Annotated in this window: 15 protein-coding genes; 6 read left to right on the top strand and 9 right to left on the bottom strand. The window is 44.3% G+C overall.

Annotated features, from left to right (window positions below):
- Window positions 1–116 precede the first annotated feature (116 nt).
- The 3 genes from tilS to ACZ48L_RS09740 are packed head-to-tail and all read right to left on the bottom strand — an operon-like array spanning window position 117 to window position 3,393.
- Complete coding sequence (gene tilS / locus ACZ48L_RS09730) at window positions 117–1,469, bottom strand: tRNA lysidine(34) synthetase TilS (protein WP_025790705.1); 1,353 nt, start codon at window positions 1,467–1,469, stop codon at window positions 117–119.
- Window positions 1,459–2,661: a class I SAM-dependent rRNA methyltransferase gene (locus ACZ48L_RS09735; protein WP_025790702.1), complete on the bottom strand. Its 1,203-nt coding sequence runs from the start codon at window positions 2,659–2,661 to the stop codon at window positions 1,459–1,461. The genes tilS and ACZ48L_RS09735 overlap by 11 nt, the downstream gene beginning before the upstream one ends.
- Window positions 2,662–2,718: 57 nt before the next feature.
- Window positions 2,719–3,393, bottom strand: a complete 675-nt coding sequence (locus ACZ48L_RS09740) for a 3'-5' exonuclease (protein ID WP_025790700.1) — start codon at window positions 3,391–3,393, stop codon at window positions 2,719–2,721.
- A gap of 107 nt (window positions 3,394–3,500) precedes the next feature.
- Between ACZ48L_RS09740 and ACZ48L_RS09745 the strand changes: the two genes are divergently transcribed.
- The 3 genes from ACZ48L_RS09745 to ACZ48L_RS09755 all read left to right on the top strand — a co-directional run bounded on the left by ACZ48L_RS09745 (window position 3,501) and on the right by ACZ48L_RS09755 (window position 8,181).
- Window positions 3,501–5,960, top strand: a complete 2,460-nt coding sequence (locus tag ACZ48L_RS09745; RefSeq protein ID WP_025790699.1) for an FtsK/SpoIIIE family DNA translocase — start codon at window positions 3,501–3,503, stop codon at window positions 5,958–5,960.
- 72 nt (window positions 5,961–6,032) lie between these two features.
- The gene (lolA1, locus tag ACZ48L_RS09750) at window positions 6,033–6,647 is read left to right on the top strand and encodes an outer membrane lipoprotein periplasmic chaperone LolA1 (RefSeq protein ID WP_008823218.1); all 615 of its coding nucleotides are present in this window, start codon (window positions 6,033–6,035) and stop codon (window positions 6,645–6,647) included.
- 34 nt (window positions 6,648–6,681) lie between these two features.
- The gene (locus ACZ48L_RS09755; protein WP_464722070.1) at window positions 6,682–8,181 is read left to right on the top strand and encodes a DUF5687 family protein; all 1,500 of its coding nucleotides are present in this window, start codon (window positions 6,682–6,684) and stop codon (window positions 8,179–8,181) included.
- A gap of 287 nt (window positions 8,182–8,468) precedes the next feature.
- On the opposite strand, the gene ACZ48L_RS09760 is transcribed toward ACZ48L_RS09755, so the two are convergent.
- Genes ACZ48L_RS09760 through ACZ48L_RS09770 form a run of 3 tightly spaced genes read right to left on the bottom strand, consistent with a single transcriptional unit; the run spans window position 8,469 to window position 13,379 of the window.
- On the bottom strand, window positions 8,469–9,101 hold the full coding sequence (locus ACZ48L_RS09760) for an AbgT family transporter (protein WP_025790697.1): 633 nt from the start codon (window positions 9,099–9,101) through the stop codon (window positions 8,469–8,471).
- Window positions 9,091–9,816 carry a DUF5932 domain-containing protein gene (locus tag ACZ48L_RS09765; protein ID WP_008823222.1) on the bottom strand — a complete coding sequence of 242 codons (726 nt, stop codon included), beginning with the start codon at window positions 9,814–9,816 and terminating at the stop codon, window positions 9,091–9,093. Before ACZ48L_RS09765 ends, ACZ48L_RS09760 begins: the two co-directional genes overlap by 11 nt.
- A gap of 20 nt (window positions 9,817–9,836) precedes the next feature.
- A complete protein-coding gene (locus ACZ48L_RS09770) occupies window positions 9,837–13,379 on the bottom strand; it encodes an ATP-binding protein (protein ID WP_025790695.1) in 3,543 nt (1,180 codons plus the stop codon).
- 148 nt (window positions 13,380–13,527) lie between these two features.
- On the opposite strand from ACZ48L_RS09770, the gene ACZ48L_RS09775 reads away from it, so the two are divergent.
- From ACZ48L_RS09775 to ACZ48L_RS09785, 3 genes are all read left to right on the top strand, one after another.
- Window positions 13,528–14,595: a LacI family DNA-binding transcriptional regulator gene (locus ACZ48L_RS09775; RefSeq protein WP_008823224.1), complete on the top strand. Its 1,068-nt coding sequence runs from the start codon at window positions 13,528–13,530 to the stop codon at window positions 14,593–14,595.
- A gap of 15 nt (window positions 14,596–14,610) precedes the next feature.
- Entirely contained in the window at window positions 14,611–15,903 is a 1,293-nt protein-coding gene (locus ACZ48L_RS09780) for a Na+/H+ antiporter NhaC family protein (RefSeq protein WP_025790694.1), read from the top strand.
- Window positions 15,904–15,966: 63 nt separating this feature from the next.
- Window positions 15,967–16,782 carry a hypothetical protein gene (locus tag ACZ48L_RS09785; protein WP_025790692.1) on the top strand — a complete coding sequence of 272 codons (816 nt, stop codon included), beginning with the start codon at window positions 15,967–15,969 and terminating at the stop codon, window positions 16,780–16,782.
- Window positions 16,783–17,193: 411 nt separating this feature from the next.
- Here ACZ48L_RS09785 and ACZ48L_RS09790 read toward each other — a convergent pair whose 3' ends face one another.
- Genes ACZ48L_RS09790 through ACZ48L_RS09800 form a run of 3 tightly spaced genes read right to left on the bottom strand, consistent with a single transcriptional unit; the run spans window position 17,194 to window position 22,781 of the window.
- Window positions 17,194–20,013 (bottom strand): M16 family metallopeptidase, encoded by a 2,820-nt coding sequence (locus ACZ48L_RS09790; protein WP_044113764.1) that lies wholly within the window; start codon window positions 20,011–20,013, stop codon window positions 17,194–17,196.
- Between the two features lie 36 nt (window positions 20,014–20,049).
- Window positions 20,050–21,666, bottom strand: coding sequence for a DUF6850 family outer membrane beta-barrel protein (locus ACZ48L_RS09795; protein ID WP_025790688.1), 1,617 nt, complete (start codon window positions 21,664–21,666; stop codon window positions 20,050–20,052).
- Window positions 21,666–22,781 carry a DUF4876 domain-containing protein gene (locus ACZ48L_RS09800; RefSeq protein ID WP_025790687.1) on the bottom strand — a complete coding sequence of 372 codons (1,116 nt, stop codon included), beginning with the start codon at window positions 22,779–22,781 and terminating at the stop codon, window positions 21,666–21,668. The genes ACZ48L_RS09795 and ACZ48L_RS09800 overlap by 1 nt, the downstream gene beginning before the upstream one ends.
- Window positions 22,782–22,805 lie beyond the last annotated feature (24 nt).

The raw sequence follows: 22,805 nt of genomic DNA on the forward strand, positions 1-22,805 counted from the left end.
TCTAAATGTTACAAAGCTGATTTTTCTTGATTATCATTCATTTTGTCGCTTACCAACTCTTTATTTTTGTAAGGTTATTTCTTACATAGTAAATGCATTACCTTACAGTGTTGAAATCAAAGAGAAGATGCACTTTGGAGTAGTTCTATTCGGAGTCTGTCCGTAGTCTTTGGCGTGATTTTAAAACGGTCATTGATGCGCAAACCAACAACCCACACAATCTCATCTGCAGCATTAACCAGTACCATCTGGTCACGTTTCTCAAAACGATTGCGCTTAAGATTGGTGAGAAAGTTGCTCACCAACTGACTACCCTGCATACCCAACGGTACGAAACGGTCGCCCTCCTGAGTGCGGCGCAGCGTCAATGGGAAACGAACAAGCGATGCATCAAGGTCGGCAACCAAAGGATTTCTGGAAAAAACAGTCCCCTCTTCCCCCCGAATAGCAGTCTCTGACAGGCGAAGCGAGTATTTATCATCAAAGACATAACGTCCCTTTTCAGGCAGAACAAGCTTTGAACGCCCCTCCGTCTGGCGCTGATGCACATAAATAAACCCACGGTCGTGCGTCAGTTCATGCGTCGTTGAGGTCCATATCTGTCCCGTCTGCCCATCCGTATGTCGACCAATCTCTTCAATCTGTGCCGTTGTGAAGCCCATAGGCTTCAGTACATGGAAAAGGAAATAAGTAGGAACAGGAAATGATTTGACAACTGACAAATCAATTTTTATGGATTCTCCAGACTGCAGGACACCCTTCTTCACAGTCTTTTCAAGTGAGTCCTGGAGAATGATATTAGCATCTGTGAGGTGCTGGGCAGTGGTTAGAATAGCATCATTTACCGATGGATTAATCTCTTGAAGTAAAGGTATAATGTTCAAACGTATCTTGTTACGCACTACATCATCAATCATATTTGTACTGTCAGTGACATAGTTTACTTTTCGTTCTTCAAGATATTGCTCAATCTCCTGACGTGAGACGGAGAGCAAAGGACGAATGATACTGTTTGCATCAGGACTGATACCCATCATTCCAGACAGTCCTGTACCCCGCAGAAGATTGATAAGAATAGTCTCAACAGAATCCTCTTTATGATGACCCACACAGATAGCGGCAGCCTGAAGGTCATCCTTCAACTGGAAAAAGTATTTATAGCGTAAGTCACGTGCTGCCATTTCGATACTTACCTTATGCAAGTCAGCATACTCCTTTGTATCGAAATGGGCAATATGAAGCGGTATGTTCTCCCGTTCGCAAAGCTCTTTGCAATACTGCTCGTCCCTCAAACTCTCCTCACCACGTAGATGAAAATTGCAGTGAACAGCCTCTATGGAATAGCCCAACTCCTTGAGAACGAGAAGCAATGCCACACTATCTGCACCACCAGAGAGCGCAACAAGATAGAGACCATCAGCCTTCAGCAGGTGCTTTTCAGCAATAAATTGCTTTACTTTATTCAACATAGAGCACCAATCCCTTCAGATATTCGCCTTCAGGATGATATATATTAATAGGGTGATCAGCAGGTTGATGAAGCTGATGAAGTATCCGCACCTTACGTCCAGCCTGTGCTGCAGCCGTGAAAACAGCCTGTCTGAAATTGTCTTTCGTCACCACTTGCGAGCAACTGAACGTGAAAAGGATACCTCCAGGTTTGATTTTCTCGAAGCCTTTGACGTTCAATCGGGTGTAACCGCGCAGTCCGTTCTTCAGCGCTTTGCGGTGTTTAGCAAAGGCAGGAGGGTCCAAAACAATGAGATCATACTTACCATCATGGTCGTCAAGATACTTAAAAGCATCCTCGCAGATAGCCTCATGGCGTGAATCACCAGGGAAATTGAGATCTACATTCCTATTGGTCAGCTCGATAGCCTTCGCTGAACTGTCCACGGAATGTACCACTTCAGCCCCACCACGCATAGCATAAACGGAGAAACCACCCGTGTAGCAGAACATATTCAGAACGCTTCTGCCCTTTGCATAACGCTCCAACAGACTGCGATTCTCACGCTGATCAATGAAGAAACCTGTCTTCTGACCCTTCAACCAGTCTATATGGAACTTCAAACCATTCTCTATTGCGATGTTGTTATCCGTATCCCCATAGATGAAACCATTCTCTTGACCCAGTTCAGCCTTATAAGGAAGTGTCGTTTCACTCTTATAGTAAATGCCATCCAACTGATCATCCATCACCTTCACGAGTGCTTTTGCAATCACTTCACGGCACACATGCATACCCACGGAATGAGCTTGCATGACTGCAGTCTTGCCATATATATCGATGACAAGCCCCGGAAGGTTATCGCCTTCACCATGTACAAGACGGTAAGTGGTGTTCGGATAAGGTCGGATCTCATCCCCTTGTTCACGTACAACACCTATAGAACGACGCACAAGAAGCGCTGCACGCAGTCGGTTTTCCCAAAACTCATCGTCAATAGCTACGTCATGGAAAGACAAAACACGCACGGCGATGGAGCCAATCTGGAAGTGTCCGATGGCAATGAACTTGTTATCGTGCGTCATTACACGGACAATGTCACCTTCCTCAAGCCCTTCTTCAATCTTATTAATAGCTCCAGAGAAGATCCAAGGGTGGAAACGAAGAAGGCTATCTTCCTTTCCCCGCTTCAGATATACTTGCTTATACATAAATGAATGGTCTTATATTATCAACAAAAAAAGGCCGCTTAACCCTTTTGTTAAGGATTAAACAGCCGCTGTTTTCTTATTTTCTTCAGTTTCAACAGGTACATTCTGCTCCTTTGGAGGAACGACAATGAGTTCGTAATCACCCGTACATTTCAGCTCGTGGAGCCGTTCATAGAGTTTGATACACGTCCATGCATCCGTTGAAGCATAGATTTTCTGCTTGTCATTGAGTATCTCATTCTCCCAGTTTGAGAGCTGTTCACGCTTTGTAATACGCTCATGGAAGACGTTCGCATAGAGCTTTTGCAGGCTCATATCCTCTATTCCCAAAGACTTTACATAGTCTTGTAGGTCGATAAAGTAGCCCGGTTTGAAGTCACAACGTTGGTGTAACATCAGCATATCATCCGTCAGAGAGAGTCCGACTTTGGGCACTGTTGTATCTTCAAGGAAGCGTTTGATGCAGTCAGGGATACCTATCAGGTTGAGACGGAAGAGGAAACAGACCTCTCTGTCACATGCCTGAAGGAGTGCAACCTTGCGATGTTGCCCCTTCTTAAACACGGGTCTGGTCTCTGTATCAACACCTAGGATGTCTCTCGACAGCAGGTAATCGACAGCCTTCTCAGCCTCTGTTTCAGTCAGAACAACAACAATTTTACCGGGGAAGGTAACCCTTGGCAATTGAGAAATCTTGCTTTTATCAAACTTATTGTAAAGTACTGTATTCATTTCAGATTGCATACTGATTTGCAAAATTAAAAAAAAAGTCTGAAATCGTATGCTTATATGGCACGAAATTATTACTTTTGCAGGGATATAAAACTAAGTATTGGTAAATGGCAAGGAAAAAAACTGAACGCAAAAGCAAAACTTTCAGCGAAGCAATAGGAATAAATAACATTATTAACGACAAGACTGGATTCGTCATGGGACTGATTCTCCTGTGCGTAGCGTTGTTTATTTGCATTGCTTTCTTTAGTTATTTCTCCACTGGACAGGCTGACCAAAGCTTAGTAACTGACCTCCGACCGGGTGAGGTTGAGAACACCGGAAGAGAGTTTCAGAACTATTGTGGATCCATAGGAGCACTCCTTTCCTATGCACTTATCTCACGTTGCTTCGGTATTCCAGCGTTTATCATCCCTATGTTCATCATTCTTTGTAGTGTAAGAATGATGGGTGCATACAAGAAACTGAACCTTTGGAAATGGTTCTTGGGCATGGCTTTGGTGATGATATGGCTATCCATTACCTTTGCAAAGTTCCTCACTCCACTCATGGGAGACCAGGTTTTCAACCCAGGAGGAGACCATGGTGCCTTCTGTGTGCAGTACATGGAAAACCTTATTGGACCTCCCGGACTGGTCGCTATACTTGTTATTATCATGATAGCCTTCCTTACTTACATCACATCTGAGACCATTACAGTGGTCAGGAAGGTGCTGAACCCTATTGGATATATCCGTGATAAGGTGAAGTTTACTGTGGTAAGCCATGATAATAAGGAAGCTAATGATGCTTATGATACCATCATTCCTGCAGCAGAACAGGATGATGTGCAGGATGAAACAGAGGAAAACAACCATACGGAAGCCATAGAACTGATGGATGAAACGGTTTCTGAGCCAGTTGAAATGGAGCCTATCATCAGCAAAAAAGCCATAAACAAGCGTGAAAAAGAGGCTGAAGAAGATGGTCTTACGATGACTGTTGACACACCAAACAACGAAGAAAAGGCAAGCGGACGTACTGTTGCAGATAACAATATGCCTATGACTCCTATCAATCCTCGTGAGCCTTTCACACGTTGGAAGTTCCCAACACTCGACTTATTGAAGGAGTATGACTCTGATTCTAAGACCAGTTACGTGGATAAAGAGGAGCTGGAAGCCAACAAAGACCGTATCATCAAGGTGCTGAATGACTTTGGTGTACAGATCAGAAGCATACGTGCTACGGTTGGACCGACCATCACACTCTACGAAATAACGCCTGCACAGGGTGTAAGAATATCCAAAATAAAGAACCTTGAGGATGATATTGCGTTGAGCTTAGCAGCCATTGGTATCCGAATCATTGCTCCTATGCCGGGTAAAGGTACCATTGGTATTGAGGTACCAAACGCTAAACCAAACATCGTCTCTATGTTTTCAATCCTCAATTCCAAGAAGTTTCAGGAGTCAAACATGGAGTTACCCATCGCATTGGGTAAGACAATCACCAACGATGTGTACATGGTTGACCTCGCAAAGATACCCCATTTGCTCGTAGCAGGTGCTACTGGACAGGGTAAATCAGTGGGATTGAATGCCATTATCACCTCTTTGCTCTACAAAAAGCACCCCAATGAGCTTAAGATTGTCCTCGTTGACCCTAAGAAAGTGGAGTTCAGTGTGTACGCACCTATCGCTGATCACTTCATGGCAGCAGTGGAAGAGAACGAAGAAGAACCCATCATCACCGACGTACAGAAGGTTGTTAAGACACTCAAAGGGCTCTGTGTGTTGATGGATGAGCGTTATGACCTACTCAAAGCAGCTGGTGCACGTAACATAAAGGAATACAATAAGAAGTTCCTGAACCATCAACTCAACCCCGAAGAGGGCCATGACTTCATGCCATACATCGTCGTTATCATTGATGAGTTTGGTGATTTGATCCTCACAGCAGGTAAAGAAATAGAGATGCCTATCACCCGTATCGCTCAATTAGCACGTGCTGTAGGTATTCATATGATTATAGCTACACAGCGACCTACCACAACTATCATCACTGGTAACATCAAAGCGAACTTCCCAGGACGTATTGCTTTCCGCGTAGGTGCCATGATGGACTCTCGAATCATCCTCGATAGACCAGGTGCTCAACAGCTTGTTGGACGTGGAGACATGCTCTATCTCAACGGAGGAGAGCCTGCCCGCGTGCAATGTGCATTCGTTGACACACCTGAAGTAGAGAATATTACGAAGTTCATAGCCAACCAATCAGGTCCAGTAAGCCCTATGGAGATTCCTGAACCAGCATCAGATGATGCAGCAGGAGGCGGCGGTGCGCTCGATACTCATAGCCTTGACCCTCTATTTGAGGATGCTGCACGTGCCATTGTGCTCAATCAACAAGGGTCAACAAGTATGATTCAGCGTCGTTTCTCTATCGGTTACAACCGTGCAGGACGCCTTATGGACCAGATGGAGAAGGCTGGAATCGTTGGAGTTGCACAGGGTTCAAAGCCTCGTGAGGTACTTATTGGTGACGAGATGAGCCTCGAAGCCCTCCTGACAACGCTGAGAGGATAATCCAAACGACCAACGCAAGAACAGAAAAAGGATATTTTAGAAACACAAGATAAACTTAAAAAGGTTCAGAAAATGAAACAGATTAAGTATTTATTGATGATTGTTGCCATCGTAATAAGCAACAACATCTTCGCACAGAATGCCATTAAGGCTAAAGAATGCTTAGACAAAGCAACAGCAATCGTGTCCAATCAGGGTGGTTTAACAGCGCGTTTCGCCCTCTCACAGACAGGACATGTAGGTAGGATATCAGGCACAATCTCCGTGAAAGGAGCAAAGTTTGTTGCTGCAACACCACAGACAACCATTTGGTTTGATGGTAAAACACAATGGTCATATATGAAGTCTACCAACGAAGTAAACGTCTCTAACCCCACAGAGGCACAACGTTTGTCAATGAATCCATATAGCTTGATGACCATGTACAGGCAGGGTTACACTCTTAATATGACCTCTGAAGGTGGTGCATATGTTGTTTACATGAAGGCAACGAACCCTAACAGAAGTGTCTCTGAGGCGTATGTGACTGTGAGCAAAGCCTATCAACTGCAGAAGATCAGAATGAAACAAGGCAAGAAATGGACCACTATCACAGTGTCAAACATACAGAAGAAGAACCTATCAGATGGTATCTTCACCTTTAATAAGAAGAGATATCCTTCAGCAGAGATTGTCGATTTAAGATAATCTCGCTGCCTTTTCAGAGCCTAAGAAACACACTATGACATACTGGGATGCTATAAAAGTCCTACATAAACACCTCCTTCTATCAGACAGAAGGTCGTTAAAATGGAAAGCCAACACGCTAGCTAAGTTCTTTTACTACGTGTTGGCTATCATTTTTTGTGGTTATCTGGGGCTTATGGCTATGGTGTTTGCAACCATGGCAAGGGAGGAAAACACAGCAGGATACCAGTTTGTATTCTTCATTCTTCCACCTCTTCTTATCCTCGACTACGTCATAAGGACAGGATTCAACCAGAAAACGATTCTTCTCGTACGCCCCTATCTCTTGCTCCCCATACCGAAATATGCAAGTGTAGACTATCTTATCATCCGTGAAGTAACACGTCTTTATAACCTCTCATGGCTCTTTTTCATTATTCCCTTTGGTCTTTTATCAGGAATAAGCCATCAAGGCATTGGCTTTATGATAGGTTATACGGTGGTTTGTTACCTCTTTTTCCTCATCAACGGACTCTTTTTCCTGCTTACACAGACACTTACAACACGTCACTCCATTTGCTGGTTGCTGCCAGCAGGCGTCTACACACTCCTTACTGTCCCACCCTTCCTGACTGAATTCTTAGGAAACAAAGCTGATTTCTATAGCCAATTAGGCTATAATATGGCAACTCACAGTCTACCAACCTGCGCCATTCTCCTTCTGATATTGGTACTTCTTGCCTTTATCAACCGTAAAATCATCTTCCGTTACGTATATGAAGAACAGTTCAATGGGGAGAAGAGCAAGGCAAAAACAAACCTTCACCTCACCTTCTTAGAGCATTTCCATGAGACAGGAGAGTTCCTTAAGCTGGAAGTACGAAGCATTATGCGTAACAAAAACATCCGTAAAGCGTTCTTTATGGGTACCTTAGCAGTGATCATCTACAGTTGTTTGATTATTTTCAACAATGATGTAGACCTCAATACCAACTCTTTCTATCTCACTTACAGCTTTAGTATCTATGGAGTGACAATTCTTAGCAAAATAATGTGCTACGAAGGCAACTACATGGAATGCCTTATCATGCAGCGAAAGAGTATCTATCAACTGCTATTAGCCAAATATTACTTCTATTCGGTACTGCAAATCATCCCGTTTCTGGTGTTCCTTCCTGCTGTTTTCATGGGTAGACTGAACTTTGGGACACTCCTTTCTTATGCCCTTTTCGCAACGGGAGCCTGTTATTTCATACTCTTCCAGATGGCTATATATAATAAGGTGGCAATACCATTGAACCAAAGTCTGACGGGAAAGACACGTTCGGAAACACCATACATCCATATTTTTGTCACCATAGGCGTACTTCTCGTGCCCCTACTCCTCATCGTTATTGGTAACAAACTACTCAAAATGCCAACCGCAACAAACCTTGTTATGGCACTCATCGGACTCTTCTTCATTGCTACACACCAACTTTGGATAGCCCGAATATGCAGGAGAATGGAGAAAAGGAAATACGAACAACTGGAGGGTTTCCGCACTTCCCGATAGCTACTGACAGTCCTTCCTACTTCATTTAGCCAATGATTGTGTTTTATGAAACAATCTTACAAAAAAGAAAGGATACTCAACGGTTGAATGAACGAAAACCAATAAAAACCGACTTTGTAACCTATGGATAATCAACGGGTTACAAACAGGCTTGTAAAAGACGCCCTTTTGCATTGTAAAAGACGCCCTTTTACACATCAAAAGATGCCCTTTTGCAATGCAAAAGGGCATCTTTTACTACCTCAAAGGGCACATATTAAAAACAGAAAGGGATTTTTTATTACATATTAAGTAGATACTCCCACTTGGAAAACATAAAGAACCGACATGTAAAGCTCCACGCCAAACACATAAATGGGAAGATATTTCGCCGTAGTCTCAAGTCCTACAGCCAGCATTTCCTGCAGTTTCTGTACGCTGTTTATCGTTCCGCTTGTCACACCATAGGACAATGACATAACCAATAGTATGAAAGACAACGTTGGAATGAGACTCACCGAGAAGTTACTTGGGAACAACTGCCCCGTAACACTCAGCAAAATGGCATGCGGAACAACTGTAAGTAGAAGCATAATGACGATTGCCAATAAGAATTCAACCAATGCCAGGCGAAGTCCGATACGCTCCCGATAAGCCAATTCGGTGTTAACCCGCCCCTTAGAGAAAGCATTTCGCAGTGCATCATAGAACTTACTATGCACAAAAACACCACCCGCGATGCTTGCAGTGATAAAGTAAACGAGCAATGGTGTCAGCTGATTAGCCACGAAAGAACCAAACAACCAACGCACTCCCTCCGTACTAAGCAGGGAACGCAACGGCAAATCAATGGCTGCTGCAGTGATCAGCCACGACAGAAATATTAGTAATATCTGAGCTATTGCAAGTGTAAGGACAATGTATCCAAGCTTACTCTTCATCAGAATGTAGGTTATCAATATCTATGATTCTCAACTCCAAGGCACGCACAACAAGTCTTGTTGCGTTGACACTCATGCCGTTGTTTCCTCCAGGGAAGAGCTTCTGAACCAACTCATTCTGCCTTTTCTCCAGACTCTTCACGCCGAAAGGCATACCACGAAGGTTCGTTATCTGCTCCTTTGTATAGCCAAGAGCAAGGTGACGGAGGAACCTTTCGTCGTATTCATCAATCTCATAGCTCACCATTGCTTCCTGATGCATCAGCAAACTGTTCACACTCTGTTTGAAACGACCGACGATTTTCTCCAGAATGGGTTGGTTAAAGACCATTCTTTTCCCCGAAATGACACTCGCAACATCGCTACGTGTGAGCAACTCACCACTTTTCAGACAGATTCCATCGGCACCTGCATCAAGAACATCGACCCATAGCTTCTCATTTAGTATCTCTCCCGTGAAGATAAGCACCTTAACATTAGGGTGAAGTTCCTTTGTCTGTCGGCAGATCTCCACTCCAACCGTTGTTGAACCACCCAATCCTAAGTCAAGAAGAACCAAGTCTGGCAGTTGCTGCTTAATCAGTTTCCAGTATGCAACCTCGTTCTCTGCTGTTCCAATGACCTCCGCTTCAGGGATTTCATTACGGAAAATACCTTCCGTTCCTTTGAGTTCCAAGGGTACATCCTCGACAATAATTACTTTAAACTTCTCCATTTCTGTATATCTTTTTATGTTTATTTTGCTTTCGACAATACGATGTCAATCATTGTTCCATCCTCTGTTCGTGACGCAGAAATGCCACATCCTCGCTTATTAGTAGCCTCTCCGTTATCTCTTGCAATCTGTCTGCAGATGTAAAACATCAGGTTTTCTGCCGATGGAGAGAAGAGATTCCGACACGCTTCATCCGTCAGTCGTAAGGCAGACATGAGCACATGCAGGATGATATATCCTCCCTTCTTCTCTTCAGAAGTAACAATCAAAGGCTGATTATCATTCTTCAGGAAAAGAATGTCAAACATATAAACCAGCAGGTCAGGGTCGCCCAAGATGGCTGGGACAGGTGTTTCAGGTGTAATGAACTTATTGGCAGAAACCAAATCAGCAAGGATGACAGGGTGAGCAACCAGCTTTGTGTTCTCAACCTGGTGCATAGCCTGCTGGCTAAGGATAGAGTAAAGCTCCTTATAGTAGACTGCCAGCTCGTCAATCGACTCCAATTGTTTCTCCCTTTGGTCCACAAGTTGACGGATACGGGAGGGATAATACATCGTCTCATGCTTCAAAGTAGAGAGACAATTGTCCAGAATACTATTGCTAATGTGCAGACGTTCGTTCTCATATTCCACACATCGAGCCTCATCTTCAAGCAGTTCGATGTTCGATTGGCTCTTTTGATTCTTCTCATTTGCCTCGAAAAGAGTCTCTTGAATCTGTGAAATGATGTTCTTAAGACGCTCTGGGAAACGGCCGCTGTCGACTGATTCCACACTTCGGAGCTTCTCTTCAACACTCACATTGCTAAGCAGTACGGTGTTGATATGCTTCACTTGCTCTACACTGAACTGATAAGAGAGACGCCGACGGTAATACATCAGATAGTAAACAGGGAGGATGAGGAGCAGCAACAGTACGAGCAAGACAATCGCTACATTCTTGTTCGTCTCTGATTTCATCATCATCCGACAATAAGCAGCTAAGGTGTTATCAGCCGATTTCTCCTTGAAAAGATGCGTAAAGACGGAGTTGTTGTACTTATATAAATCCCACTTGTGCAGTGCAAGCGCCGCTATGGCACTCTCATTGCGCAGGTCGAGGATGATATCATAGTTCATTGGAATACTGTCATGATACCATTTTATCTCGGCAGGGACGTTAGACAAACTGCCAATCTTCTCTAAAAGCAACTTCCCATGAGGATGTAAACGAAGGTATTGCTTGTTCAAATAGTTCCTACAAGTATCTGCATAGGCAAGGGCAAGGGCATAATCGCCATTGATATTACAGAAATAAGTGGAGTCAGCATAGATACCTGCTAACCCTATATAATCGTGTTCGGCAAGGGCTTTCACCTTGTCTGTTGTATGTGTTGGGCGCTCTCCATAGCTCAATAAGGAACTTACTGAGAGTAAAACAACCAATAAAAGTCTGCTGATTCCTTTGGGTAAACGGAAGAAGAAACGACTTCCAACACCCAATTTACTATCAACGCCAATTGTACAAACAGAGAAAATCTGGCTAATTTTCTTGTATTTATTAATGATTCCGTTGCAGTTCATCAGTCCGAAACCATGTGAAGTATTCTCTGGAAGGTCGAGGATTATCTTGTGATCAAAGATGTTTTCCTGCTGATCCTGCGACAATCCGCAGCCTGTATCACTGACAGATATCTCGACATAGTCGGGTTCTTCGGTCGAACTTATCGTCACTTCACCACCTGCTTCAGTGAACTTTCGGGCATTATCAGCCAACGTATTGACCATGAAAAGCGTCAACACCTGGTCTGCTTTCACCACAGCACGGGTGTTATCAACCCTCAATTTCACTCCTTTCATTGCAAAACCCATGCGTCCTTTCTTCACAATATCAAAGATATTCTGCAATGGGAAGCTCTCAATATGCAGTGAAAGATGTCCCTGACGGAGCTGAATCCACTCGGTAAGAACCGTGTTCAACTCATCAATCTTATCCGTTAGCTCCTGGATATAGGTGTAACGCTCCTGCTGAATGGCTGCATCCTCACCGCCTTTCTTAAGCTTATTGATCTCATGAAGCATCCGATCGATAAACGGAGTGACGTTATTGACAAGCGTAACCTTAGCCCGTTGCTCCAGATTCTTACGTTTATTGTCAACAAGATGGAGCTTACTGATGGTTAATTGTTCGGAAACTTCGTCGTACTCGTCCTCCAATTGCGCCATATATTGCTCATTATCGCGCTTCCATTGCTCCAAAGGAACAAGCAAATCATCCAATGATTTACGGCTATCATTGCGTCTTCTGAGATAATGAAGGACCAATAAGAGGAAGATAATGAAGACAATTGCAAGTCCAATGGCCATGATCATCAGGTTCAACTGCTTGGAAGTCTGCTCCAATTGACCTGCTCGTGACTCAAAGTAACGGTCCTGACGTGTCTGTTCCTGTAGGTCCAGATAGGCATTTCGGTTGAAATCACTTGCCTGTTTGTCGTTCATTGAAGAATAAACAACACTCAACTGCTCACGAATAGACGCCACAAGGTCGGGTGCTTGTTCGATAGCTCGGTTCTTACGGAGGGCATTCTGCAGACAGATTAACGCTGATGGATAGTCATGTATATGCCAATAGCAAGACGCTAACGTACGGTATGAACCCGCAATCTGATATACATCACCATACTTTTGGAACAGATCCAACGACCGTTGTGCCAGGTTTCCTGCAAGTAAACTGTCTGGCATGTGGTCTATATTGATGTATTGTATGGAAGGAAGGTTATGCTCTATGAGTATATCCCGGCTTGCTTTGTTCTGCAGATGTTCACTAAGTCCCTGCAAAGAGTTCGCCTCCCAGTAGGGATAATTGTGCTGTCTGGAGAGCATATAACAACGTATCAGATAGTCAAACTCCTTCTGATTGATTTCTTCCTGTGTCCCATTGGTAATGATTCCACCTGCTCCGACGTTGTAAAGGTACGACAGGAACTGTCCAATATCCGTCTGAATCTCTCCATCTGGGTTGATATTCTTCAGTGCATTGACGGAAGGTTGCTCCAAACCAACGTAGAAATAATAGATAGAAGTGACTATATAAAACTCAGAACGGGCATAGACCATACGCCTTTTCATGCGCTCTGACAGCAGACGTTCGTCTTCTTGGATACGCCGAAGACGCCATACTGCCTTCTCATAGTAGTCATAGAACTCCTTATTTCGTGACTCTCGCTGACACAAACGCATGAATTGTACGTCCGCAATCAGCAGTTCCACTTGGTTATCGGTACTGTTTAACACCTCTTCCAAGCGTTCATAAGCCTTTGAAAAGTCCATCCGCATCAGGTCACAGAAGACCAGATTGTTCAGTGCTTCAGCCTTTCCAGCACTGTAACCATCGGAAAGTGCGAGCGCTTTCTTGGCATAATACCTAACGGAATCAAGGTTTCGATAATGGGAAACATAAGCTTTGTCATTGAGTTCATCCACTTCCTGACTGTGTTGTGGCGTACATGCCGCAACAAAAAAGAAGAGAATGAGTATCAATGTCCCACCAATAAACTTATGTAACCTGTCTTTATACATTGAAATAGAAATAGAACGCAAATGTACAAAACTTTCTCCAAACTGCCATCAAAAGTCCTTCTTTTCATCAAAAACTATGACTGTGCTTTCACACATTCCAACAATTATTATTAATTTTGCAACATAAATATAATCACTATATGGTATTATGGCTGAGAAAATAAGGATAAAGGACATTGCAGAGCGGGCAGGTGTGAGTGTAGGAACAGTGGATCGAGTACTCCACAAACGCCCTAATGTATCGGCTTCAGCACTAAAAAGAGTTGAAAAAGCACTCGAAGAGATGAACTATCAACCCAACATGTATGCCAGCGCATTGGCATATAACCGCAGCTACAAGTTCTATTGTTTGATTCCGAAGCATGCCAGTGAGGCGTATTGGGACGAGATTGAGATGGGAGCCATGAAGGCTATAGAGCAGAGAAGAGACTTTTATCTCGACCTGGAGATAATGTATTACAGTCGACTCAGCCCAGATTCGTTCATCGAAACCTATAAGAAATGTCTCTCTTATAACCCTGATGGTGTGATATTAGTGCCTACAACGTTAGAAGTAACACGCCAGTTCACAGACGAATTACACGACCGTAACATCCCGTTTGTACTACTTGACTCCTATATGCCAGCCCTTCAGCCACTGTCATTCTATGGTCAGGACTCTATCCAAAGTGGACATTTCGCTGCCCACATGCTCATGCTTATTGCACGTCAAGAGACGACAATCATGCTCATGAAGCAGACAAAAGACGGAAAGATGGCGAGCCGTCAGCAGGAAAACCGTGAGGTTGGATTCCGTGATTATATGAAAAATAACTTCCCAGAGGTGAAGATTGTGGAGGTAAACCTCCCTCTTGACGAGGAGAAAAAGCAGTATGACGGAATCTTAGAGAAGTTCTTCAGCAAGCATCCGGAGGTCCATCACTGCGTTGCACTGAACTCTAAAGCACACATAGTAGGCGAGTTTCTCCTGAAAACAAAGCGTCATAATGTTCAGATTATGGGCTATGACATGGTGCATAAGAATGCCGATTGTCTTCGTGCTGGTAGTATTTCCTTCCTCATAGCACAGCATGCTTACCAGCAAGGGTACTTCAGTGTTGATTCACTCTTCCGTGCAATCGTACTTAAAAAGAAGGTAGAAGCCGTCAATTACATGCCAATAGACTTACTAACACAGGAGAATATTGATTTCTATCATCGCTCTTGGGTACAATAAATAAAGATAAAGAAAGTGACAGAAAACAGAAAAGGACTCTTAGCGCTCAGTCCACTTGTAGTATTTATCATACTCTATCTGGTGACATCTATCGTCTCCGGAGACTTCTATAAGGTACCGATAACCGTGGCTTTCATGATTGCGAGCATCTTTGCAATAGCCATTTCGGGTCGTTATCCACTAAATAAACGCATTGATATCTATAGTAAAGGTGCCAGTACGGACAACATGATGATGATGCTATGGATATTTGTACTGGCTGGTGCATTTGCTAATTCGGCTAAAGAGATGGGTAGTATTGACGCAACTGTCAATCTTACGCTGTCCATTCTCCCTGACAACATGCTGTTGGCGGGGTTCTTTCTTGCTGCTTGTTTCATCTCTATAAGCATCGGAACGAGTGTAGGTACGATCGTAGCTCTCACCCCTATCGCTGCAGGAGTGGCTACTTCCACGGGTACACCACTACCTTTTGTCGTCGCAGTAGTTGTTGGTGGCTCGTTCTTTGGCGATAACTTGTCGTTCATCAGCGACACAACGGTGGTCGCAACACGTACACAAGAGTGCCGAATGGCGGATAAATTCAAGGTAAACTTCTTCATTGCAGCCCCTGCAGCAGTCGTTATACTCATTGCTTACATCTTCTTAGGAACTGATATCCACCTCCTTCATCAGGCAGGTAGCATTGACATACAGAAGATTATCCCCTATATGGCGGTTCTTATCTGTGCCGTTCTGGGGATGAATGTCATGGCTGTACTCACCATTGGCATACTCCTGACGGGTGTCATCGGCATAGCTGACGGCACTTATGACGTCTACGGATGGTTCGGAAGCATGGGAACAGGTATCACAGGGATGGGCGAACTGATCATCATCACTATGATGGCAGGTGGTATGTTAGAGATAATCAGGGAGAACGGGGGTATTGATTACCTCATAAAAATCATCACACGCCATGTCAATAGCAAGCGGGGAGCAGAGCTGACAATAGCTTTTCTCGTCAGTCTGGTGGACATCTGTACTGCCAACAACACCGTTGCCATCCTCACAGTGGGGGGAATAGCCAAGCAGATAGGCGACAAATACGGTGTCGACAACCGTAAGGCAGCCAGCATTTTGGATACTTTCTCCTGCTGTCTGCAGGGTATTATCCCTTACGGAGCACAGATTCTTATGGCAGCAGGATTGGCAAAAATAAATCCGGTAAGCATTGTTCCTTACCTTTATTATCCGTATGTCTTAGGCGTTTTTGCCCTACTCTCCATCCTTTTCCAGTATCCACGCCGATACTCAAGGGCACAATAATCACACAAGAAGTAACACTCATAGAAAGGAAAACGAGATATGCAGTCTACAGAAACACCAGGAATGGATGTCATACAGCGTAACTTCTTCCGCATACTTAGCTCGGGAGCATTCAACAGTCAGTCAAATATTGAACCGATGTCACCCTTCAAATGGCGTCGATTGATGCAGATGGTGGATGCCCAACAGGTTATCCCTGTCTTCGTAAAGGGTATCAATAAGCATTCACTTGACGAGGGATTGCGCCTGCCTGACAGTATCATAGCTGATATAAAAGCAAGGATGAATGATAACAGAACGCTCTCAGCGAAGGTTCCTGAGAAGGTTAGGCTGAGCAGCAGACTGCTGAATCATCGTCTGAAGGGTATCATTCACAACGAATTGCACAGCATTGACACGTCAATAGAGGCGCTCGACATTCTGAAACTCATTGTCTCTAACTCACAGTCTATGCTCACACGGGGAATGGACCTCGACGGAATCATCACCCTTGGACAGTATTTGAGGACACGAGGGGATAAGGTTGACTTTGTGAAACTGGATGCTTGGCTGAGTAGTCTGATGCTTCATCCCATGGCAGAACTACAAGGAAACATTCTTATTTCGGTGTTCGGATTCGATGAAGACGAGCTTCCTTTCGTCACGAAATATGACCAGAAGGCTTATAAACTGACCCTTCGTAGTGTCTCCGACCTTGCTAAAGACACGGCACAGGAGTGGCATTTTAAGCAGAACTCTGCTGGTTTTGTCCGTAACAACGGGGCTGTTTTGCGCCGTAATCTTCGCCGAAGTCTGCGTTATGTGGGCTATGCACCACTTGAAACGGTCAGCAATTTCGCCAATAACTTCGTCAGAAGTCTGTCTGAAATAGAGGAATAACGGGCATAAACCACCAAGAGCGGAGCCTCCAAAGCTACTTCACTGAAGAGGAATCTGTCTAACTAATACGGTGTAAAACACCTATTCTTACAGGTCAACACGCCCTCTCCTATCGTACAAAAGGTATTGCTGCAGTAATCAACACCAGGTGCTTCTGTCCCACAAGATGACGATGATTAGACTTTAAGAAATAACCTTACAAAAGGTAAGCTACCATGAACGACAAAATAAACCAGAATCAAGAAAAAACGACTTTGTAACCTATAGATTATCAAGAGGTTACAAACAGGCTTGTAAAAGGTGCCCTTTTGCAATGTAAAAGACGCCCTTTTACACATCAAAAGATGCCCTTTTACATTGCAAAAGGGCATCTTTTAGAAGCCAAAAGGGCATGTATTGTTTTCCCTACTACTATTTATCTTTACAAGAAACCATTGTAACCTCAATGCGACGTTTGCTATTGAGGAGGTTACGGGCTACTTGTTGCACATCAGATGACGTGATGTTACGCACCAAAGACTTATAATCCTTATCGAAGTCTATGCCATGGCGCAACTGATTATAAGCCACAAAGAGCCAGTAATCATTCGTTATGGCAGCCTGGTCATACTGCTTCAGAAGGTATTCCTTCACCTTCTGCAAGCTGACAGCTTCTGGTCCTTTGCGTGCAATATGCTCAATCTGTCCCGTGATAATAGGCATGACAACGTCATACTTATCAGGATCGGTGTCGAAAGCAATCTTCAATAGTGCGTGAGGATTGCTTGATTGCTCAAGACTCTCCTGCAGTTTGACACCATATACTCCACCCTTTTCCTCACGAACGGAATCAGTATAGGCAATGGACAGTACCCGTTTGAACACATCCAACGCCAGATCAGCCTTTGCAGTGTATGGTTCATCCCACGTATAGAAGATGCTTACGCGTGCCAAAGGTGTCTTCATCTGCTTCTCAAAGCGATGCGTCTCATTGCAGTTACGTACATCAGGATAGCTTTTCACGAACGATTCCTTCTTACCTGTTGCTGGTAGCGATGCAATATACTGCTCCAAGAGAGGCTGAAGCTGACTCAATTCTATGTTACCCATGATGATCATCTTGAAGTTTGACGCATTACTGAAGCGCTCCTTATAGATCTGCAGTACACGGTCATAGTTCACCTTATCTATAGAAGAAGCCTTGACGGGCTGCACACGGGGTGAGTTTCCATAGACGATAGAGGCTATAGAGTCATTGTAACTGACGTTAGGACTTGCCTCACGGTTGGTCAGGAACGAGCGCATTCGGTTGAGTTCGGCATTGAAAGCCTGGTCATCACGACGCAGATGGGTGAAGTAGAGGTAAGTGAGTTCGAAGAGTGTACGCACGTCTTTGAGGGATGATGACCCACTGATGGACTGTGTCTCTATGCCTACACCAGCGTTGATACGTACTGTTTTGTCAGACAGTACCTTGTTCAACTCCGTAGAACTGAAACGCCCTACACCCCCTTCCTTCACGGCAGTGGAGATGAACTTCGTATTGAGAACGTCCTTATCAGGATAGAGAGAGCTACCTCCTTCCCCGAAGAAGTTCATCACTACAGCATCTTTCTGGTAGTCGGTCTTCTTGAAATAAACCTTCACACCGTTGCTCAAGGTGAGCTCTGTCATTCCGTGCAGGGCTGGTTTCTCACTCACGATACGTCCTTTCTTTGGCAAGACTGGGATGAGCTTCTCGTCCAAACGCTTCTCAACGTAAGCGGGATAAGTCTTTTTCTGTGCATCAAGAACCATCTTTTCCAGTTCAGCATCAGATGGAATCTTCACCTCAGGCTTGTCAGGAGCATAGACAACCAGCACCTGATTGCGGTCAGTGATGGCTTCACGCATAGCGGCATTGACCTCTTTCAGTGTCACTTCACGTGAGAACTGCTCGTCAAGTTGCTTGTTATAAGCCTCAGAAGTGATGGGTTCAGCATCGAGGAAGTTATATTGTGCACGTCGAACGTAATAGGAATTACGACGATCATTGCGTTCATTGAACTGTCTGTCAATAACTTTCCGACGGAAAGCCTTGGCTCTTTCGAGTTCAGAAGGGGTGAAACCGTGTTGGCGAATCTGCTCAATCGTACCGATTGCAGCATCAAATGACCCCTTGATGTTCTCCTGTCGTGCACCGAAAGAGAGCGTAAAGGCATCCTTTGTCCTACTGACAAGGAACTGCCCGATGCGTGCTGAAGCACTCAAACAAGGCTTTGGGTTACGGTCCTGCATCTCATCAAGGCGTTCACCAACCATGTATGCTATCAAATCATCCACATATCCGTCACGCTGATAGCGTATTGTAGACTTCTCAGCATCAGGTGTTGCATCCCGTTTCATGTAGAGTGTGACAAGCATGATGGGTTGTTCGGAGTCTTTCAGCGATGCAACAATCATCTTGTCGTTGTCATTTACAGGGTAATAGTTGCGCTTTGCGGCATTAGCAGGCATCGGAATAGAAGAGAAAACAGCCTGAATCTTCTTCTCCATCTGGTCTACATCCACATCACCTACAACGATAATAGCCTGCAGATCGGGGCGATACCACTTGTGATAGTAGTCACGTAGCACCTTATAAGGGAAGTGATCAACAATCTCCATCGTACCAATTGGCATGCAGTCTTCGTATTTTGTCCCCTTATATATAATAGGTAGAGCCTGCTCCATCAGTCTTTGTGATGCCATACCAGCCCTTCTCGTTCGCCATTCCTCATGAATCACACCGCGTTCCTTGTCTATTTCCTTGTCATCAAGGTCCAAGTAATGGCTCCAATCATGCAGAATGAGCAGCGTTGAGTCAACAACTGCAGGGTTCTTTACGGGTACTGCGCTGACGTTATACACCGTTTCGTCAATGGAAGTATAGGCATTCAGATTCGTACCGAACTTGATTCCGTGGGCTTCACACCAATGTACGATGCTCGGAGAGGCATCTGTATTCTTGAAATTCTTACTCCCGTTGAAAGCCATATGCTCAAGAAAGTGAGCCAGACCACGCTGGTCAGGGTTCTCAAGGATACTCCCTACACGTTGTGCAATGTAGAAATCGGCAATCCCTTTCTCCTTGTTATTATGTCGAATATAGTAGGTCATACCGTTCTTCAGACGTCCTATTCGGAAGCTGTTGTCGGTGGTGACGTTCTGTGCCAGTGCTCCTGTGACCAGCAGAAGGAGTACGAAAGCATTGAAAAATCTTCTTTTTATCATTGTTACTTATATCTTTTTGCGTTTAGAATAGCCTCATCAGAAGGTGCACCCAACGGTCAGCCGCCCCACGGTATGGTTCTTCCCGACAAGGAAAACATTGTCATCGCAGGCGTGACGATGGCTGAAGTCGAGGGCAATATAAGTCTTCATACGCGTTGAAGGAAGAACGAAGGCATACTTAACACCCATGTTGAGTGCATATTGTGGTGCCGTAAGATACTTGTATTCACGATACATGAAGGCTTCCATGACGGAAAATCCCTTCTGTTTGTCTGATGGTTTAGCCATCGTTTCATCCTCGAAAGCATCTCCAGAGCCCGTTTTGTAAGCATAACCAGCCTGTAAACTGAACACTCCTTTACGCATGATAACATTACGAGAGAGGCTCATATAAGGTTCAGTTGTACGTAAATCCTGTCGGCGGAGGTATGGATAGAGGTAGCCAGTCTGCTTTCTTTGTGAGAAGTTAAGTCCTGTTTGCACCGTCCATAACGGCAGTTCTCTTACGATTCTGTAATATCCTGTATAGCCAATGTGCACCTCATTCCATGCTTTGTTCACACTTTTAACAGGGTTAAGATACTCATAATAACTTGCACCCTGGGTATTCCGATTCATACGATAGGCTGTCATGTCATTGACAAGATTCTCACTTGAGAAGCTAAAGTCAAGGTTATGCACCTGACGGGACAGCTTCAGAGAGAGTCGGGAATGGTAATTGAAGAGGTGACTGTGGTGGTTAGCATAGACAATCGTGTAGGGTGACTTGCGTCCGTAATAGCCTTTCCGATAAGAATAGTCCATATCATTGAACCAAGAAAGGCTGGGTAGGATATCCCAACCAGCCTGTATTCCTATGCCATGGTACTCACTTAACAGTGGTTGTTCCCTACTATTATCAGTGAAACCAGTATTTCCGAACTGTTCAAGGGTCCCAATCCAAGGACCATAGTTGATGTATGACACATAATCTTGCGCACTTGTGGCATACGTACTGAATGCTAAACTCTGCGTATTGCGCCTATATGCGTAGTTCAAACCAATGCTTACAGCATGTAAAGGGACATAGACACCTGCTGAAACGGTCATATCCATCAGCTTTGTCTTGTGTCTTAGATCCTTGTATTTAGCTATGTTTGCAGCCGTAAAGTCGAACTTTGCACCCAGGGAAAGCCCTTTATAGAAGTCCCATGACAGTGCTCCAACGAGCTGATAGGTATCCCGATGCTTCGTACCAGCATGTGTCAGAGAGTCCTCAACGATGTCAAATGGCAAGCGAGAGGTCTGCGCAAAGGCTGAACCTGACATGTCATGACCAGAGAAATTGTCGTATTTCATACTCCCTGACATGACGATCTTATCCGTCAAACGATAGAAAGAAGCCACCTCAGCACCAGCTTGTAGGACACGAGGGGAGGCATCATAATTGACGAAACCACCCTTCCCGTACTGTACATACAGCTCAGCCATGGAGACATTCTGCGTCTTGAAGCGTGATAAAGCAGCTGCATTACGACTCAAAAGCCATGGGTCAGCATTGCTGATGAAGCTGAAATCACGGTGAAGCAGACTGTCTCTTAACGGTTCTTGTGCGTTGATACCGATTGAGAAGAGTGTTCCTGCCAGTACGATTGATAGGAGTCTACGCTGCATTACTTAAGAGAAGACTGTGTACGTTCGTGGAAATCGTTTGATGAATTGTTTGTATCCATGTACACAATCTTGGCACCTTGCTTCATAGAAGCTTCTGCATCAATATGGCTGGGGTCGTTACCAAGGGTGTAGTTGTAGACTAATTTACCCTCATTACCAGCAATCTTCTTCGTTGCATCAGCATCAACATTGCGGTAAACAGTGTGCCCTGTGCGGTAAGTCTGTACTACATAACCAGCGTCAACATCGTCTCCAAAGCGCTTTTTGCTTGTACCTACGTTAGTATCTTGGTACACTTCAACACCATCAAGGATCCATTCTGTCGGCACTTTCAGCACTGCATTCACTGGAGTCTTAGCCTTTCCAGGTGCATAAACAATGTTATCTACATTCTTAGCAAAGGCTTCTGGCGTTGTATTCTTCGTCTGGAAGATGAAGAAAGCAGGTGAAGTCTGACTCAAAGGCCATGCATTTCCCTGTCCAAAGCGCACTGCTTTCAGGTAATGAGACGCTGGAATGACCTCAGAAGGTGTAGGATAATACATCTTATTGTCATATCCTGAATTTGGATCGTACATGGTGTAGTAGTCTTTATTTGCATAATTGACACTCTTAGAGTAAGTCTTTGTATTGTCAATTGCGCCCATACAGCTCACAACAACCTGTGAATAAGGTTCAATAACAAGTGAATTAGGGAAATACCAGATACCATTTGTTGCTGGAACCCACCCTTCTGCGACGTAAGAAGGCTGTGTTGCATTTGCAGTATACCAATTATTGGCTACGGAATGAGCGTTATAAGGGTCTAATATGCCCACAGCAAGGTTGCTGATGACCACCTTTTCACCACTATTGTTATACAAAATGAATCCTTTGTCACTCTGAAAAAACTTCTTAGCATCCGTATTATACGGTACACCTGTGGTATAAAGTTCCTTTATTATGACCTGATCAGCATTCTTATCTGTGGTCTGGAACGTCACATTCTTTACCTCTGAAGCAGGGAAAACCTGTACTGTACCGTCCTTATGTGTCACAACCATGTTCCATGACTGTGCGTTAATGTTGCAGACAAAAGCCATTATTGCAACAAAGAGAAGTAATATTCTTTTCATATTCTGTTTGTTTTTATTCCTTTA

The sequence above is a fragment of the Prevotella histicola genome (assembly GCF_055385135.1).

Coding starts and splice junctions, on each gene's coding strand:
- ACZ48L_RS09745 (WP_025790699.1), top strand. CDS start 3,501: ATGGCAAGGAAAAAAACTGAACGCAAAAGCAAAACTTTCAGCGAAGCA.
- ACZ48L_RS09800 (WP_025790687.1), bottom strand. CDS start 22,781: ATGAAAAGAATATTACTTCTCTTTGTTGCAATAATGGCTTTTGTCTGC.
- ACZ48L_RS09760 (WP_025790697.1), bottom strand. CDS start 9,101: ATGAAGAGTAAGCTTGGATACATTGTCCTTACACTTGCAATAGCTCAG.
- ACZ48L_RS09770 (WP_025790695.1), bottom strand. CDS start 13,379: ATGTATAAAGACAGGTTACATAAGTTTATTGGTGGGACATTGATACTC.
- ACZ48L_RS09785 (WP_025790692.1), top strand. CDS start 15,967: ATGGATGTCATACAGCGTAACTTCTTCCGCATACTTAGCTCGGGAGCA.
- ACZ48L_RS09775 (WP_008823224.1), top strand. CDS start 13,528: ATGGCTGAGAAAATAAGGATAAAGGACATTGCAGAGCGGGCAGGTGTG.
- ACZ48L_RS09790 (WP_044113764.1), bottom strand. CDS start 20,013: ATGATAAAAAGAAGATTTTTCAATGCTTTCGTACTCCTTCTGCTGGTC.
- ACZ48L_RS09765 (WP_008823222.1), bottom strand. CDS start 9,816: ATGGAGAAGTTTAAAGTAATTATTGTCGAGGATGTACCCTTGGAACTC.
- tilS (WP_025790705.1), bottom strand. CDS start 1,469: ATGTTGAATAAAGTAAAGCAATTTATTGCTGAAAAGCACCTGCTGAAG.
- ACZ48L_RS09795 (WP_025790688.1), bottom strand. CDS start 21,666: ATGCAGCGTAGACTCCTATCAATCGTACTGGCAGGAACACTCTTCTCA.
- lolA1 (WP_008823218.1), top strand. CDS start 6,033: ATGAAACAGATTAAGTATTTATTGATGATTGTTGCCATCGTAATAAGC.
- ACZ48L_RS09740 (WP_025790700.1), bottom strand. CDS start 3,393: ATGAATACAGTACTTTACAATAAGTTTGATAAAAGCAAGATTTCTCAA.
- ACZ48L_RS09755 (WP_464722070.1), top strand. CDS start 6,682: ATGACATACTGGGATGCTATAAAAGTCCTACATAAACACCTCCTTCTA.
- ACZ48L_RS09735 (WP_025790702.1), bottom strand. CDS start 2,661: ATGTATAAGCAAGTATATCTGAAGCGGGGAAAGGAAGATAGCCTTCTT.